Annotated in this window: 11 protein-coding genes; 6 read left to right on the forward strand and 5 right to left on the reverse strand. The window is 71.9% G+C overall.

From position 1 onward, the window contains the following. The first annotated feature begins 509 nt into the window (after positions 1-509). From AB0G50_RS29925 to AB0G50_RS29945, 5 genes are all read left to right on the forward strand, one after another. Positions 510-2891, forward strand: a complete 2382-nt coding sequence (locus AB0G50_RS29925; protein ID WP_360115121.1) for a glycosyl hydrolase family 18 protein — start codon at positions 510-512, stop codon at positions 2889-2891. Between the two features lie 137 nt (positions 2892-3028). Further along, positions 3029-3205, forward strand: a complete 177-nt coding sequence (locus AB0G50_RS29930) for a hypothetical protein (protein WP_360115124.1) — start codon at positions 3029-3031, stop codon at positions 3203-3205. Positions 3206-3216: 11 nt separating this feature from the next. Beyond that, positions 3217-6195, forward strand: a complete 2979-nt coding sequence (locus AB0G50_RS29935; RefSeq protein WP_360115127.1) for an AAA family ATPase — start codon at positions 3217-3219, stop codon at positions 6193-6195. Positions 6196-6914: 719 nt separating this feature from the next. Beyond that, on the forward strand, positions 6915-7667 hold the full coding sequence (locus tag AB0G50_RS29940) for an ABC transporter ATP-binding protein (protein ID WP_360115130.1): 753 nt from the start codon (positions 6915-6917) through the stop codon (positions 7665-7667). A 4-nt stretch (positions 7668-7671) separates the two neighbouring features. Then, on the forward strand, positions 7672-10182 hold the full coding sequence (locus AB0G50_RS29945) for an FtsX-like permease family protein (RefSeq protein WP_360115133.1): 2511 nt from the start codon (positions 7672-7674) through the stop codon (positions 10180-10182). A gap of 135 nt (positions 10183-10317) precedes the next feature. Here AB0G50_RS29945 and AB0G50_RS29950 read toward each other — a convergent pair whose 3' ends face one another. The 3 genes from AB0G50_RS29950 to AB0G50_RS29960 form a co-directional block, all read right to left on the reverse strand. Continuing rightward, on the reverse strand, positions 10318-11349 hold the full coding sequence (locus AB0G50_RS29950) for a LacI family DNA-binding transcriptional regulator (RefSeq protein WP_360115136.1): 1032 nt from the start codon (positions 11347-11349) through the stop codon (positions 10318-10320). Positions 11350-11443: 94 nt separating this feature from the next. Further along, the gene (locus AB0G50_RS29955; protein ID WP_360115139.1) at positions 11444-11824 is read right to left on the reverse strand and encodes a hypothetical protein; all 381 of its coding nucleotides are present in this window, start codon (positions 11822-11824) and stop codon (positions 11444-11446) included. Between the two features lie 376 nt (positions 11825-12200). Then, positions 12201-12605, reverse strand: coding sequence for a hypothetical protein (locus AB0G50_RS29960; protein ID WP_360115142.1), 405 nt, complete (start codon positions 12603-12605; stop codon positions 12201-12203). A 451-nt stretch (positions 12606-13056) separates the two neighbouring features. Between AB0G50_RS29960 and AB0G50_RS29965 the strand changes: the two genes are divergently transcribed. After that, positions 13057-14058: an AraC family transcriptional regulator gene (locus AB0G50_RS29965; protein WP_360115145.1), complete on the forward strand. Its 1002-nt coding sequence runs from the start codon at positions 13057-13059 to the stop codon at positions 14056-14058. Here the strand turns inward: AB0G50_RS29965 and AB0G50_RS29970 are convergent. Together AB0G50_RS29970 and AB0G50_RS29975 are read right to left on the reverse strand one after the other, a co-directional pair. Next, positions 14055-16118 (reverse strand): 3-hydroxyacyl-CoA dehydrogenase NAD-binding domain-containing protein, encoded by a 2064-nt coding sequence (locus AB0G50_RS29970; protein WP_360115148.1) that lies wholly within the window; start codon positions 16116-16118, stop codon positions 14055-14057. The two genes, AB0G50_RS29965 and AB0G50_RS29970, sit on opposite strands and share 4 nt — an antisense overlap. Beyond that, positions 16118-17320, reverse strand: a complete 1203-nt coding sequence (locus AB0G50_RS29975; protein WP_360115151.1) for an acetyl-CoA C-acetyltransferase — start codon at positions 17318-17320, stop codon at positions 16118-16120. Before AB0G50_RS29975 ends, AB0G50_RS29970 begins: the two co-directional genes overlap by 1 nt. Between the last annotated feature and the right edge of the window lie 32 nt (positions 17321-17352).

Consider the following 17352-nt stretch of genomic DNA (forward strand, 5'->3'; position numbering starts at 1 on the left):
TGTGGCGCCCCCGTGCCAAATGCGGTTGGGCTTCGCCCAGGCCATACGGGGAGAACACGAGGCCCCGGCGTTAAGGCAAGCGCGCCTTCGGCGCTGAGGGCTGGGGCGGGGGTGTCGCGAGGGGGTGGGTTGGGGCTGGGGCGGGGGTGGGTGGGGTGTTGGTTGAGGGTGGGCCGGTTGGGGGAGTGGGGTGGGCGAGTTTGGCGGGATTCCGTGCGGGGGTGCGTCTCGGTGGGTTGGTGTGTTCGGGGTTGGGCGTGGGCTGGTTGAGGTTGTTCCGATGGGGTTTCGGTGTGTCTGGGTAGTTGTCTCAAGTGGCTGCTGGGCCGTTGGAGGGCCGACTGGGCCTCGTTGGTCACTGGGAGTGGTTTTGCCGGGGTTGCGGGGTGATCGCGGTTCCGCGGGTTGCGGTATCGGTCGAGTGGTCTGGACCTATTGACAGAGTGGTCTGGACCTATTTACCTTCCGTTCTGCTGCGTCGTGGCCGCCGCCTCGTGCAGGAGGTAGTAGTGCCAAGAAGGTTGTTGCCGGCCATGGCGATGCTCGCCACGGTGGCAGGACTCGTCGTCGCTGTCGTGTCTCCATCCACATCCAGCGCCGCGACCGGGGAAGAGTGTCGTCCTGACGGCCTCTACCAGACTCCCGGTGTCGCGGTGCCCTACTGCTCGGTCTACGACGCCAATGGGCGGGAGAACCTGGGGCCCGACAAGACTCGTCGTACCATCGGCTACTTCGCCAGCTGGCGCACCGGCGCCAACGGCACCCCCGCGTACCTGCCGTCCGACATCCCGTGGACCAAGGTCACGCACCTCAACTACGCGTTCGCGCACATCGACGCGAGCAACAAGGTCTCGGTCGGTCCCGACGGGGCCGACAACCCCTCCACCGGGGCGAACCTGCCGGGTCTCGACCCGTCGTTGCCGTACAAGGGCAACTTCAACCTGCTGACCAAGTACAAGAAGCAGTACCCGAACGTGAAGACCCTCATCTCGGTGGGTGGTTGGGCCGAGACCGGCGGGTTCCTGAACCCCGACGGGTCGCGGAACGCCTCCGGTGGGTTCTACAAGCTCGGGTCGCAGCCCCAGGCCACGATCGACGCGTTCGCCGACTCGGCGGTGCAGTTCATCAAGACCTACGGGTTCAACGGCGTCGACATCGACTACGAGTACGCGACGTCGAACAAGTACGCGGGCAACCCCGACGACTTCTGGATCTCCGACGCGAACCGCGCCACCCTGTGGGCCGGTTACGAGAAGATCATGAAGACGCTGCGGGAGAAGCTGGACCGCGCGGGTGCCGCCGACGGCAAGCACTACCTGCTGACCGCGGCCGTCCCGGCCTCCGGTTGGCTGCTGCGCGGCCAGGAGGCCTACCAGGTCACCAAGTACCTGGACTACCTCAACGCGATGACCTACGACCTCCACGGCGCGTGGAACCACTTCGTCGGCCCCAACGCCGCGCTCTACGACAACGGCAAGGACGGCGAGCTCGCCGACGGCGGCGTGTACGGCGCCTACGACAACACGGGCTACCTGAACGCCGACTGGGCGTACCACTACTTCCGCGGCTCGATGCCGGCCGGCCGGATCAACATCGGCGTGCCGTTCTACACCCGCGGTTGGCAGGGCGTCACCGGTGGCACCAACGGCCTGTGGGGCAAGGCGGCGCTGCCCGACCAGACGAAGTGCCCGCCGGGCACCGGTTCCAAGGTCGGCTCGACCACGCCGTGCGGCAACGGCGCGATCGGCATCGACAACCTGTGGCACGACTCGGACGCGGCGGGCGCCGAGGTGCCCAGCGGTGTGAACCCCATGTGGCACGCCAAGAACCTGGAGAACGGGATCACCCCGGACTACCTGGCGGCCTACGGCCTCGACCCGGCCAACGACCCGAGCGACCGCGTCACGGGCACCTACACCCGCAACTACGACGCCTCCCTGACCTCGCCGTGGCTGTGGAACAACGACAAGAAGGTGTTCCTGTCCACCGAGGACGAGCAGTCCCTGGCCGCCAAGGCGAAGTACGTGGCGGACAAGGGTCTCGGCGGCATCATGATCTGGGAGCTGGCGGGCGACTACAAGTACGACGCCGCGAAGAAGGAGTACGTCCAGGGTGACACGCTCCTGACCGCGATCAACACCGGTCTGACCGGTGCCGCGCCGTACGGCAACACCAAGGCGAACGGCACCGCGCCGACCGAGGTGCTCAACGTCAACGTGTCCATCGGCGGGTTCGCGCTGGGCGACAACAACTACCCGATCAACCCGAAGCTGAAGATCACCAACAACTCCACGGTGACCATCCCGGGCAGCACCAAGATCGAGTTCGACTACGGCACCAGCGCGCCGGGCTCCATGACCGACCAGTCCGGGTTCGGCCTCACGGTCACCCAGAAGGGTCACACGGGCGCCAACATCGGCGGTCTGAAGGGCGACTTCCAGCACGTGCAGCTGACCCTGCCGTCCTACCAGACGCTGGCTCCGGGCGCGTCGGTCGACGTGGCCCTGAGCTACCGGCTGCCGATCTCGATGCCGTCGAACTTCCGGATCACCTTCGGCGGCAAGACCTACGCCATCGCGTCGGACTACCCGCGCGGCTCGGGCGGCACCAACCCGACCACGACGACGAGCCCGACCACGACCACGTCGACGACCTCCACGAGCCCGACCACGTCCACGTCGACCACGACCACGACGACCACCACGACCACCACCACGACGACGACCCCGCCGACGTGCTCCGTGGCCTCGTGGGACCCGGCGAAGGTCTACACCGGTGGACAGACGGTCTCCTGGAAGGGCCGTCGCTACCAGGCCAAGTGGTGGACGCAGAACAACGAGCCGGGCACCGGCGGCGAGTGGGGCGTCTGGAAGGACCTGGGGGCCTGCTGAGGCATCCCTTACCCGCCGTCTGCCTCCCCTTACGGCGGCGGGTAAGGGGATCAGGCCCGGAACGCACGTGATCTCCCGATGCCCGGCATGCCACCTCAGGACGACTCTCGGTGTCACAACGACACGAGGAGGAAGTCATGGAGTGGACGCCCGAGGCCATCAAGGCGGAGGTCGACTACCGGCAGGCGGCTCTGCGGGCCGACGCGGCACAGGCGCGCGTCAGCCGGCAGACCGCCGGGCCCAAGCGGTCGTGGTGGCGTCGGCTGGGCAACCAGCCGTCCGACGGGGGAAATGGTCACCGCGACGCCGCCTGAGGTGTGCGAACATGCCAACCGTGGCACGCCTTGGTTCCGGAATCCCCTTGGTGGCGCGTAGCCGGGAGATGTCCAGGCTGCGCGCCGCGCTCGACGAAGCCGCCACCGGCAAGGCGGGCGCGGTGCTGCTCGCCGGTGACGCCGGCATCGGCAAGACCCGCCTGGTGGACGAGCTGGCCACGTCCGCCCACCCTGCCCTCGTCCTCACCGGACGATGTCTGGACGTCGGTGAGACCGGTCTCCCCTACCTGCCCTTCACCGAGGCACTCGGGCAGGTGCGGGAGGCCGGCTTGCTGGACCTCACCGCCCGACCGGCCCTCGGTCGCCTGCTGCCCGAGCTGGCCCTGCCCGCCGCCGTTCCGCCCGACGAGGGGCGCGACGTGGCGGGCCTCACGCCGTTGATCGGCCGCCGCCCCGAGCAGGACGTGGGTCAACTCCAGCTGTTCGACGCGGTGCACGGCCTGCTCGGCGACCTCGCCGCAGACCGGCCGGTGCTGCTGGTGCTGGAGGACCTGCACTGGTCCGACGCCTCGACCCGGCACCTGCTGTCGTTCCTGCTGTCCCGGCTGCGCGCGCAGCGGCTGCTCGTGGTCGGCACCTACCGCTCGGACGACCTGCACCGCAGCCACCCGTTGCGACCGCTGCTCAACGAGCTGGTCCGGCTGCCCGCCGTGCAACGGCTCGACCTCACCCCGCTCAGCGCGATCGACGCGCGTTCGTTCGTGGCCGCGCTCGCCGACGACCTGCCCGACGACGTGGTGCTCGAGGTCGCCGAGCGCTCGGACGGCAACCCGTTCTTCGCCGAGGAGCTGATCGCGGTCGCCACCGACGGCTCCGGCGTGCCGTGGACGCTGGCCGAGGTGCTGCTGGCCCGCATCGAACAGCTCGGCCGCACCGCCCAGCACGTGGTGCGGGTCGCGTCGGTCGGCGGCCGGTCGGTCCGGCACGACCTGCTGCGCGACGTGGCGGCGCTGGCCGACCCCGACCTGGACGACGCGCTGCGCGAGGCCGTGCAGCACCACGTGCTGCAAGTGGACCGGGACGAGGTGTTCGCGTTCCGGCACGCGCTGCTGCGCGAGGCGGTGTACGGCGACCTGCTGCCCGGCGAACGGGTGCGGCTGCACTCGGCGTACGCGGCGCGGCTGGTGTCGCGCTCCGACCGCGGCTCGGCCGCCGAACTGGCCCACCACAGCCTGGAGAGCCACGACCTGGCGGTTGCGCTGTCCGCGTCGGTGCGCGCGGCGGAGGAGGCCCAGGCCACCGGCGCGCCCGCGGAGGCGTTGCGGCACCTGGAGCAGGCGCTGAAGCTGTGGCAGGCGGTGCCGGTCGAGGCCAGGCCCGACGGCGTGACGGAGCTGTTCCTGCTGGGCCGGGCGTCCTGGGCGGCGGGCACGGCCGGTCAGCCCGAGCGGGCCATCGCGTTCGCCCGGTCGGGCACGAAGCTGGTCGACGCGACCCGTCCCGAGGACGCGGCCGAGATGTGGCGGCGGTTCGCGCAGGCGCTCCAGGTGGTCGACGGCACGGACGAGGAGACGCTCGCGGCCGTCGAGGCGGCGTGGGAGCTGGTCCGGGACCGGCCGGCGAGCGCGGCGCGGGCGTGGGTGCTCGCGGTGTGGGCGGCGTTCCTGCGCGGGCAGCGGCAGTACGCGGAGGCGCGCGAGCGTGCCGTGCTGGCGGTGTCCGACGGACGGGCGGCGGGCGCGGAGGCGGCGGTGGCCGACGCGCTGGCCACGCTGGGCCTGCTGGACGAGCCCGACGGCGAGGTCCTGCTGGCGCGTGGGCACCTCCAGGAGGCGGTGACCTGCGCGATGGAGGCCGAGGCGGTGTCGACCGAGCTGCGCGCCCGGTACTTCCTCGGCCTGCACCACTACGACCTCGGCGAGCTGGCCGACGCGGCGAGGGTGTTCGACGAGGGTGTGGCGCGGGCCGCCGCGACCGGGTTGGCGTGGAGCTCGTTCGGCCTGGAGCTGCGCATCCTCCAGGTGCTGACCCGCTACTACGTCGGCGACTGGTCCGCCTCGGCGGACGCGGCCGAGCCGCCCGGCCTGCGGGTGTCCTCGACGGTGTCCGCGCGGCTCGCGGCGGCCGGCACGCACGTCACGGTGTCGCGCGGCGACTTCGAGGCGGCCGAGCGGGACATCCGGGAGCTGCGGTCGGACTGGCACCGGGACCTCCAGATCGCGCTGATCACCGGCGGCACCGGCGCCGAACTGGCGCTGTGGCGCGGTCAGCCGGAACTGGCCGTGTCCCGGGTCGCGGACACCATCGAGTGGTCCCGGCGCGAGGGCGACGACTGGCGGCTGGTGGGCATCCGGCTCGGCGCGCTCGGCGTGGCGGGGCACGCGGACGTGGCGGCACGGGCCCGGCGCCGGCGGGACACCGCGATCGCGGAGGAGGCCGTCGCCGCCGGCCGCGACCTCGCCGCGTACGCGCACACCACGGCCGAGCTGGGCTCGCCGCGCACCGGCGAACTCGGCCCCGAGGGCGTGGCCTGGTTGGCCAGGGTGGACGCCGAGCTGTCCCGGCTGGAGGGCGTCTCCTCGCCGGACCTGTGGGGCGCGGCCGTCGAGGGCTTCGGCTTCGGGTCGGTGTTCGAGCAGGCCGTGTGCCGGTGGCGGCACGCCGAGGCGCTGCTCGCCGCGGACCGGCGGGACGAGGCGGTCGCGCAGCTGAGACTGGCCGACGAGGTCGCCGAACGCCTGGGCGCGGCGCCGTTGCGGGACGCGGTCGGCCTGGTCGCCCGGCGGGCCAGGGTCGCCCTGCACGCCTCGCCCGCGCGCGACGCGGTGGACCCGTTCACGCCGCGCGAGCGGTCGGTGCTGGCGCTGGTCGCGCTGGGCCGCACCAACCGCGAGGTCGGTGAGGAGCTGTTCATCAGCGAGAAGACGGTGAGCGTCCACCTGACCCGGATCATGGCCAAGCTCGGCGCGAGCCGCCGGGCCGAGGCGGTCGCGATCGCGTTCGACCGAGGCCTGCTCGACCAGCCCTGACCTCGAAGCACCCCAGGGCACTCGGCGAAACGCCGGTCGAGCCGGATCGCGAGGTGGTGTGGGCGCTGCCGGTCGAGCCGGATCGCGAGGTGGTGTGGGCGCTGCCGGTCGTGCCGGATCGCGGGGTGCCGTGGGCGCCGCCGGCCGAGCCCGATCGGGGGTGCCGTGGGCACTGCCGGTCATGCCGGGACGCGGGGTGCTGTGGGTACTGCCGGTCGTGTCGGATCGCGGGGTGGTGTGGGCACTGCCGGCCGAGCCGGATCGCGGGGTGCCGTGGGCACTGCCGGCCGAGCCGGATCGCGAGGTGCCGCGGGCACCGCCCCGGCCGAGCCCGATCGTGAGATGGCGCGGCCTGAAGCAGACTTGACCCCCGAAGCACGGGCGTTCGACCGCGCCGTGGCGCCGAAGCACTCCGAGGCGGCCGGCCGGGGTGTGCGCGGGGGACCGCACCGTGATCTTGAGGCGCCCCCGGGCCCGCGCGGCCGCGGTGATCGCGTTCGACCCGGCCGCCCCGGTCCACCCGCGAGCCGACCTCGACTACCCGACCACAGCCCCCACCAGCGGCGATGCCGGCACGACCCCGTCGGGCCACACCTGGGTCGGAGGGGTTGTCATCCTCAGGACTGAGTCGGTTCCCGCTTCTGTGGTGACGACCGCGCGGCCCTCTCCGCCCTAGCGTTCTCGCTGTTCCCATCGTCTCGCGAGCAGGAGAAACCGACATGTCCGCACTGGTGTCCGACGTCGGGACCCGCACCGCCGTCGCCGCGGCGAACCTGGTCAAGGTCTACGGCAAGGGCGACACCGCCGTGCGGGCGTTGGACGGGGTCAGCGTCGCGTTCCAGGCCGGTCGCTTCACCGCGATCATGGGACCGTCCGGGTCCGGCAAGTCCACCCTCATGCACTGCCTCGCGGGCCTCGACTCGGTCGACGGCGGCTCGGTCGGCATCGGTGGCACCGAGATCACCTCGTTGGGGGACAAGGAGCTCACCCGGCTGCGGCGGGACCGGGTCGGGTTCGTGTTCCAGGCGTTCAACCTGCTGCCCACGCTGAGCGCGGAGCAGAACATCCTGCTGGGCCTGGAGCTGGCGGGCCGCAAGCCCGACCGCGAGTGGTTCGACACCATCGTGGACGTGCTCGGCCTGCGGGGTCGGCTCAAGCACAAGCCCACCGAGCTGTCCGGCGGCCAGCAGCAGCGCGTGGCCTGCGCGCGGGCGCTCGTCGCGCGGCCGGACGTGGTGTTCGCCGACGAGCCCACCGGCAACCTGGACTCCCGGTCCGGCGCGGAGGTCCTCGACTTCCTGCGGATGTCGGTGCGCAAGCTCGGTCAGACCGTGATCATGGTGACGCACGACCCGGTCGCCGCCTCCTACGCCGACCGCGTGGTGCTGCTCGCGGACGGCCGGTTGGCGGGCGACATCGAGAACCCCACCGCCGATTCGGTGCTGGCCGCGTTGAAGCACCTGGGAGCCTGACCCGATGTTGCGCACGATCATCGCGGGTCTCAAGGCCCGCACCGCGCGGCTGGTCCTGTCGTCCGTCGCGATCGCCCTCGGCGTCGCGTTCGTGACCGGGACGCTCGTGCTCACCGACGCCATGAGCGAGAGCATGCGCGACCAGTTCGCCAAAGGAGCGCGTGGTGTCGACGTCGCCGTCTCCCTGTCCGGGCAGGGTTCGGAGTCCCGGGGGATCACCCCGGAAACCGTGGCGAAGATTCGGGCCGCTCAAGGTGTTGCGGGTGCTGACCCACGCGCCTACGCGCAGGTGCCTCTGATCGGTGGCGACGGCAAGGCGCGCCCGGCGATCGCGGTGCCGCTGGCGGGCACCGACTCGTTGCGGCCCTACGACCTGGCGCAGGGCCGCTACCCGGCGAACCCCGGCGAGATCGCGGTCGACGTCCGCACCGTGTCGTCGGTGCGGCTGGAACTGGGCAAGCCCGTCACGCTGCTCGGCGCCGACGAGCGCGAGCACAAGTACACCCTCGTCGGCACGTACAAGCAGGGCGCGGGCGCCGAGTCGCTGGCGACCGGCGACCACGTCACGCTGGTGCCCTCGGAGTGGCAGACCTACGCGGCGGACACGCTGCCGGGCGAGGTGGTCGTGTCGGCCGCGGCCGGCGTGTCGCAGCAGCAGTTGGCGGACAACGTCAAGAAGGCCATCGGCGGCCAGGGCTTCACCGTGGAGACCGGCGAGCAGGTCACCACGAAGATGCTGAACGAGATCAACCAGCACGCGAGCGAGTTCAGCTCGATGCTGCTGGCGTTCGCGGCCATCGCGCTGGTGGTGGCGTCCATGGTCATCTACAACACGTTCACCATCCTGATCGCCCAGCGCACCCGCGAACTCGCGCTGATGCGGTGCGTCGGCGCGAGCCGCGGCCAGGTGTTCCGCAGCGTGCTGGCGGAGGCCGTGGCGATGGGTCTGGTGGCCTCCGTGCTCGGGTTCCTGGGCGGGCTCGGCGTGTCGGCCGGCCTCCAGAAGATGATCATGGGGATCGGCGACGCCGGCGAGAGCCCGGTGCGGCTGCCGGTGACGGCGCTGACCGTCCTGGCGGCGTTCGCGGTCGGCGTGGTGATCACCGTGCTGTCCGCCGTGCTGCCGGCCCGCAAGGCGACCCGGGTGCCGCCGGTGGCCGCGCTGCGCAGCCAGGTCGACAGCGGCGAGGAGGTCAGGCGCACCGGCAAGCTGCGGATCGCCTCGGCCGTGCTGCTGGCGCTGGTGGGCGGCGGCGTGATCGCGTTCAGCCTGAACGGCACGCTCAAGGAGGAGGCGGCCATGCTCGTCGCCGGCGCCGGCACGATGGTGCTGCTGGCGTCCGTGGTGGTGCTCGGCCCGGTCCTGGTCGGACCGGTGAACCGGGTGCTCGGCGTCGTGCCGCGGATGATCTTCGGCGTGCCCGCCAAGCTCGCGTCGGCCAACGCCGGCCGCAACCCGCGCCGCACCGCGGCCACCACGGCGGCGCTGATGATCGGCGTCACGATCGTCGCGATGATCACCGTGGTCGCCAACAGCGCCAAGGAGACCGCGAACGCCGAGGTCGACCAGCGGTTCCCGGCGGACTACACGGTGGCCTCCGCGGTGCGCACCCGACCGCTGCCCACGAGCATCGCCGACGACCTCGCGAAGGTGCCCGCGGTGGCGAAGGTCGCGCCGCAGGTGGAGATCTACGGCAAGTCCGGGTACTTCACCGGCGTCGGCAAGGACTCGTTCGGCGACCTCGTGCGGCCGACCGTGGTCAGCGGGTCGCTGGACGCGCTGGTCGACGGCACGATCGCGGTGGGCGAGGACTACGCCCAGCAGCAGGGCCTGAAGGTCGGCTCCACCGCGAAGCTCGAAACCGACAGCGGGTCCGGCGACCTCGAGGTGGTCGCGGTGGTCAAGGGCCAGCGGATGTCCGACGGGTTCGTGACGCTGCCGACCGCGTTCCGGGTCGACCCGGCCAAGGGCGGCTACGACAGCGTGCTGATCAAGCTCAAGCCGGGCGTCGCGGACGGTCGGGCGCAGGTGGAGAAGGTCACCGACGCCTCGCCGCTCGCCGTGCTGGACAGCGCGGCGGAGACCAAGGCGCAGCTGGGCACGCAGCTCGACCAGGTGCTCGCGTTCATCTGGGCGCTGATCGGGCTGGCCGTGGTGATCGCGCTGTTCGGCATCGCGAACACGCTGACGCTGTCGGTGCTGGAGCGGACGCGCGAGTCGGCGTTGCTGCGGGCGCTGGGGCTGACCCGGGGTCAGCTGCGGCTGATGCTGGTGGTCGAGTCGGTGCTGATGGCGCTGATGGGCGCGGCGATCGGCATGGTGCTGGGCGTCGGGTTCGGCTGGGTGCTGACCGAGGCGCTGTCCCAGTCCAGCATCGACGTCGACCTGGTGGTGCCGTACGGGCAGATCGGCGTGATGCTGGCCGCCGCGGTGGTCGCCGCCGTGCTGGCGGCCGCGCTGCCGGCCCGTCGCGCGGCGCGGACCTCGGTGGTCGCGGGCATGGCCGAAGCCTGATCGGAGCGGTGGCCCGTCCCGCGTCGGGGCGGGACGGGTCACATTTTCCCGGCCGCGCGTCACATCGGGACGCGCGGCCCCTCTCTGTCTTCAGCGGGGTGGCCTGGGCGAGGGCCAGGCCACCCCGCACCCCGGTCAGGCCGAGGTGCGGTGGGTCAACGTCGTCGGCAGCACCTCGCGCCGGGCCCGGACCGGTTCGTCGCGGAGCAGCCGGAGCAGGTGGGCGACCATCTGGCGGACCTGGTTGGTGGTGTCCTGGCGCACGCTGGTCAACGGCGGCGTGGTGTGCGGCGCGATCATCGGGTGGTCGTCGAAGCCGACCACGGCCACGTCCTCGGGCACCCGCCGACCCGCCTCGCGCAGGGCGTCGAGCGCGCCCGCGGCCATGTGGTCGGACGCCACGAAGACGCCGTCCAGGTCGGGCACCCTGGTCAGCAGGGCGTGCATCGCCCTCTTGCCGCCTTCACGGGAGTAGCCGCCGTTCTCGGTCAGCAGCGCCGTGGTGGCGTCGTCCGCGCCGAGCGCCGCGCGCCACCCGGAGAGCCGGTCGACCGCCGAGTGCTCGTCCGGCGGACCCGTCACCGACACGATCCGCCGCCGACCCGTCGCGAGCAGGTGCTCGGTCGCGAGCAGCCCGCCGCCCTCGTTGTCGTGGTCGATGAAGTGCAGGCCCCGCAACGGTCCCCACGGCCGGCCCGCGTACACCACGGGCAGCGGCAGTTTGCGGGCCGCCGACGGCAGCTGGTCGCCCCGGTGCGGCGCGAACACGAGCGCGCCGTCCACGTGACCGCCCGCCAGGAACCGCTCCGCGCGCAGCTGGTCCTCCGCCGAGTGCACGAGCAGCAGCACCATCTGGACGTCCGCGTCGGCCAGCGCCCGCGCCGCGGCGCGGATCAGCCAGGCGAAGTGCGGGTCGTCGAAGATCTTCGGCTCGGGCTCGGAGAACAGCACCGCGACCGCGTCCGTCCGCCGCGTCACGAGCGCCCGCGCGGCCCGGTTCGGCTGGTACCCCAGCGCGGTCACCGCCGCCGTCACGGCCTCGTGCGCCTCGGGGCTGACCCGGGGCGACGAGTTCAGCACCCGCGACGCCGTCGCCCGCGACACACCCGCCCTCGCCGCCACGTCCTCCAGCGTCGGCCGCGCGCCGGGGTGCGATGGGACCGACACGAACACCAACTCCTCGACGCGTTGCCCGGTCGAGGTCAGCTTATCCCGCGACGATCTCCCGACGGCCGTCGTCCGGCAGCGGTCGGACGGTCGTTCAGTCGTCGCACTGGGGCGGCGGGAACGGGTTCAGCGGGCCGCACGGCCACTCGGTCTTCGGCGGCTTGGCGGTGGTCGTCGTCGTCACGACCGGCGGGGGTGTGGTCGTGGTGGTGGCGGGCGGCGGCGCGGTGGTCGTCGTGGTCGTCCGGACCACCACGACGGAGGTGCGCGGCGCGGCCACCGGGTCCGTGGTCGACCGACCGGTGGTCGTCGTGGTCGTGGTGGCGGAGGTGCTCGGGCGCTGGGTTATCCACGTCGACGCGGGCGGCCCGGCCTTGTCGTCCTCGTCCACGCCGTCGAGGTAGACGCCGACCAGCACCCCGGTCAGCGCCGACGCCGCCACCGCCAAGCCGCAGGTCGCCCACAGCACCCGCACAGCACGTCCTCCTACCCCGATGGGAAGAACCCGGTGATCCGACCGCGACGGCGAGCGCGGAGCGTCGGAACAGTACCGCCGGCACACCCGGTACCACTCGGCCCAGGTCACCTCGATGGGTTCACCCATTCGATTGATCTCGGCCGGCGCGGCTTTCCGCGCCTTTGCGGACAACGACCAACCCGGTGCGACGGTGACGGCGAAGATCCCACGTTTTCCGGCGCCGGCCGGGATTCCGCTGATCAGACGAGGTAAAGCCTCGACCTGACTCGAGGTCGGCTCACCTGGTCGGGCTCAACCGCCTCGATCAGGTGTTCGGCCGGACGGACCGGTGTGACGACTTCTCGGTCGACTGGCGGAAGCAGTCGAACGGTGGTCACCCGACCGGTGGAATCCGACGTGCCCTCTCCAGGGTGTCCAGCCGCTTCGCCACGTCGGTCGACCCGGCGACCCGCGCCAGCACCAGCCCGGCCCCGGAGAGGCCGGCGACCAGCACGGCGCCGGTGAGGTGCCACGTGGGCGCGTCGCCCGTGCAGCTGAACACGTCCTGGAACTTGGCCGAGGAGCACGTCACGTACGGCACCGACGCGAGCCCGATGCTCGCCGCCGCGACACCGCCCAGCAGCGCCGAGCCGAAGGTGCGCATCAACGGGAACGCCGCGTTGGCCGCGCCCACCGCCGCCACCGCGAACAACAGCGGCACGGGGTGCGGGAACGGCCCGACGACGGCGCACGCCAGCATCAGCGCACCGACGACGGCCAACCCGACCCGTTCTCCCACCGGTCGACCCTAACCCGTCCGAGCTGATCAAGCCGCTTCCCGGCCTGTCGGCCACCGCACAGCCCGGACGCTGAAACCGCAATTGTGCGGAATTGCCGGCGGAATCACGAAGTGGCCCCACAACTGTTCGGTGACGACCCTTGATCGCCCGCGAACGACCGGTGAGCACGCTTTTTCCCGGTGGCGCGGCATTAAGGGGTTCGCCGGCACCGGATGCGGACCACTGGTCCTGATTGGTCTGGGCCAGCTAAGGCCTTTTCGCGCTATTGACGTGTCTGGTCTAGACCACATAAAGTACTGGTCAGAACGTCCCTCGTGGGTGGGCGGGCGGATGCCCCACCGACGAGGAGCCGGCTCACTGGGGTGGGCCACCCGTTGGACGGCGGCGCGGTACTTCTCTCTCCCCACACCGCGCCGTCGTCCGCGGACTCCGGTGTCACACTGGTGAGCGATGCTCACCAGGACCATCGCGATCCACTACGTCACGGCAGCCCTGCGCGGCGCCGTGCGCCGAGGTCGACCCACCGGTCCGCTGCTGGCCGCCGCGGGCATCGGCGAGGCGCTGCCGGACGACGAGCGCGCCCGCGTCACCCCCTCCCAGTACACCCGGTTGATCCAGGTGCTGTGGGAGGAGTTGGACGACGAGTTCATGGGCTTCGGCCCGCGGCCGAGCAAGCGCGGCACGTTCCCCACGATGTGCCTGCTGGCCGTGCACTGCCCGTCGCTGGACGAGGCACTGCGCCGCGGCCTCGCGTTCTACGGGCTGTTCGACGTGCGGCCGACGATGTCGCTGGCCGAGCACGAGGGCACCGCCCGGCTGTCGCTGTCCACCGACGGCGTCGACGACCCGGACCGGTTCCTCGTGGAATCGCTGCTGGTGCTGTGGCACCGGTTCTCGTCGTGGCTCATCGGTCGGCGCATCCCGCTGCGCGCGGTGGACCTGGCCTACCCCGAGCCGCCGCACGCGTCCGAGTACCACCTGATCTTCGGCTGCCCGCTGCGGTTCGGCGCCCCGCGCACCGTGCTGGAGTTCGACTCCCGCTTCCTGCGGATGCCCGTGGTGCAGGACGAGGCCGCGCTGAAGAGGTTCCTGCGCAACTCGCCCGCCGAACTGCTGTCCCGCCGCGACTACGGCGCGGACACCTCCAGCCACGTGCGCCGGATGCTCGGCGGGGGAGTGGTCGGCCTGGACGCGGTCGCGGGTCGGCTCGGCATGAGCCCGGCGACGTTGCGGCGCAAGCTCACCGCCGAGGGCACGTCGTTCCGCGAGGTGCGCGAGCAGTTGCTGCGCGACCAGGCGGTGGCGAGCCTGGTGCGCGGCGGCGAGTCGGTGGAGGAACTGGCGCTGCGGCTGGGTTTCTCCGAGGCCAGCGCGTTCCACCGGGCGTTCAAGCGGTGGACGGGCAGCAGCCCCGGCGCCTACCGCACCGGGGCGCTCCCCTCGCGGCCCTAGTACGTGCCGCCGCTCGCGGCCTTCTCGCGCAGCGACGCCGGCGGCCGGAACCGCTCGCCGTAGGTGTCCGCGAGGTAGTCGGCCCGCTCCACGAACGCCGACACGCCGTAGGAGTTCACGAACTGGAGCGTGCCGCCGCTCCACGGCGCGAAGCCGAACCCGAAGATCGAGCCCACGTTCGCGTCGCCGACCGACGTCAGCACGCCCTCGTCCAGGCACCGCACGGTTTCCAGCGACTGCGCGAACAGCAGCCGGTCCTCCACGTCCTGCTCGGTGACGCCCGCGTCGGCCCGGACGTACTTCGCGAGCCCCGGCCACAGGAACTTCTTCGCGCCCTCGGGGTACTCGTAGAACCCCGCGCCGCCGGCCTTGCCGGTGCGACCTTCCGCGACCAGCTCCTCCAGCACCCGGAACGCCGGGTTGTCGCCCAGCGCGCCCGCGATCGACGGGTCGTCGGCGAGCGTCTGGTCCCGGATCTTGAGCTGGAGGGTCAGCGTGACCTCGTCGGACACCGCGAGCGGACCCACGGCCATGCCCGACCGCCTCGCCACGTTCTCGATCAACGCCGGCGCGACGCCCTCGGCCACCATCGACACGGCCTCGGTCACGTAGGTGCCGAACGTGCGCGAGGTGTAGAAACTGCGGCTGTCGTTGACCACGATCGGGGTTTTGCCGATCTGGAGCACGTAGTCGAACGCCCTGGCCAACGTCTCGTCCGACGTCCGCGCACCCCGGATGATCTCCACCAGCCGCATCCTGGGCACCGGCGAGAAGAAGTGCAGCCCGATGAACCGCGTCGGGTCGGGCACCGCCTCGGCGAGACCGGTGATCGGCAGCGTGGAGGTGTTCGACGCGATCACCGCGTCCGGCAGCGCGTTGCGCTCGGCGTCCGGCAGCACCCGGTTCTTCAGCTCGCGGTTCTCGAACACCGCCTCGATCACCAGGTCGCACCCGGCGAGGTCGGCGTCCGAGTCGGTGGGCGTGATGCCCGGGACGTCGTTCGCGCCGCGCTTCGCGCCCTCCACCGTCACGTCCTTGAGCACGACCTCGATGCCGGCCTTGGCCGACACCTCGGCGATGCCCGCGCCCATCATGCCCGCGCCCAGCACGCCCAGCTTCGCCACCTTGTACGTGTCCGAAGTGGACGGACGCGAACCACCGGCGGCGATCTCGTTGAGCTGGAACCAGAACGTGCCGATCATGTTCTTGGCGACCTGGCCGGACACCAGCTCCACGAAGTACCGGCCCTCGACCTGGAGCGCGGTGTCGAAGTCCAGCAACGCGCCCTCGACGGCCGCCGCCAGGATCCGCTCCGGCGCGGGGTACGCGCCGTGCGTCTTCTTGCTCAGCACGGCGGGCGCGGCGGCCAGCAGGCCGTACAGGTTCGGGTCGCCGACCCGCACGTCCGGCACGGTGAACCCGGGCTCGTCCCACGGCTGCACCGCGTCCGGGTGCGCCCGGACCCACTCGCGCGCCTTGGCCAGCAGCTCCTCGCGCGAGGACGCCAGCTCGTGCACGATCCCCGCCTGGAGCGCCCGCGCCGGCCGCAACTGCCTGCCCTCCATCAACAGCGGCAGCGCCGGCTGCACGCCGAGCAGCCGCACCAACCGCGTCACGCCACCGCCGCCGGGCAGCAGACCCAGCGTCACCTCGGGCAGCCCGAGCTTGATCCGGTCGTCGTCCAGCGCGATCCGGTGGTGCGCGGCCAGCGCGATCTCCAGGCCGCCGCCGAGCGCGGAGCCGTTGATCGCGGCCACCACCGGCCGGCCCAGCGTTTCCAGCCGGCGCAGCTGCCCCTTCATGTCCTCCAGGAACCCCAGCGCCCGCGCCGCGTTCTCCTTCGTGACGGTGACCAGCAGGTTCAGGTCGCCGCCCGCGAAGAACGTCTTCTTGGCGGAGGTGAGCACCACGCCGGTGATGTCGTCCTTCTCCGCCTCCAACCGGGCGACGGCCTCGCCCATGGCGGCGTGGTACTCGGCGTTCATCACGTTCGCCGAGCCGGACATGTCCATCGTGAGGGTGACGATTCCTTCGTCGTCCCGCTCGAAGTGGATAGCCATCAGACCCTCTCGATGATCGTCGCGATGCCCATGCCGCCGCCCACGCACAGCGTGGCCAACCCCCGGCGCAGGTCCCGGCGCTCCAACTCGTCCAGCAGCGTGCCGAGGATCATGGCTCCGGTCGCGCCCAGCGGGTGGCCCAGCGCGATCGCGCCGCCGTTGACGTTGACCTTCTCGTCGGGCAGGTCGAGGTCCCGCCGGAACTTCAGCACCACCGAGGAGAACGCCTCGTTGATCTCGAACAGGTCGATGTCCTCGACGGTCAACCCGGCCCGCGCCAACGCCTTGCGCGCGGCGGGCGCCGGACCGGTCAGCATGATCGTCGGCTCGGACCCGATCACGGCCGTCGCGACGATCCGCGCCCGCGGCGTGAGACCGAGCTCCTGCCCGGTGCGGGCGTTGCCGATCAGCACCGCCGCCGCGCCGTCCACGATCTGCGACGAGTTGCCGGGCGTGTGCACGTGCGCGATCCGCTCGACGGTCGGGTAGCGGTCGATCGCCACCGAGTCGAAGCCGAGGTCGCCGTGGAACTCGAACGCGGGCTTGAGCTTCCCGAGACCCTCGAGCGTGGTCTCCGGCCGGATCGCCTCGTCGTGGTCCAGCAGCACGACCCCGTTCCGGTCGACCACGGGCACCAGCGACCGGTCGAAGTAGCCCTTGTCGCGCGCCAGCGTCGCCCGTTGCTGCGAGCGCAGCGCGTACTCGTCCACGTCCGCGCGGCTGAAGCCCTCCAGCGTCGCGATCAGGTCCGCGCTCACGCCCTGCGGCACGAAGCGGGTGGTCAGGTTGGTCTCCGGGTCGGCCATCCACGCGCCGCCGTCCGAGCCCATCGGCACCCGCGACATCGACTCGACACCGCCCGCCACCACCAGGTCCTCGAACCCGGACGCCACCTTCGCCGCGGCGAGGTTGACCGACTCCAGGCCGGACGCGCAGAACCGGTTCAGCTGCACGCCCGCCGCCCGCACGTCCCAGCCGGCCACCAGCACGGCGGTGCGCGCGATGTCCGCGCCCTGCTCGCCGACCGGCGACACGACGCCGAACACCACGTCGTCCACCACCGAGGTGTCCAGGTCGTTGCGGTCCGCCAGCGCTTCGAGCACCCCGGCGGCGAGGGTGATCGGCTTCACGCCGTGCAGCGAACCGCGCTTCCCCCTGCCACGCGGCGTGCGCACCGCGTCGAAGATCAAGGCTTCGCTCATGTACTCCACGGTAACCACCGGCGCCGGCCTTT

It is taken from the genome of Actinosynnema sp. NPDC020468 (genome assembly GCF_040642015.1).
GTDB lineage: Bacteria > Actinomycetota > Actinomycetes > Mycobacteriales > Pseudonocardiaceae > Actinosynnema.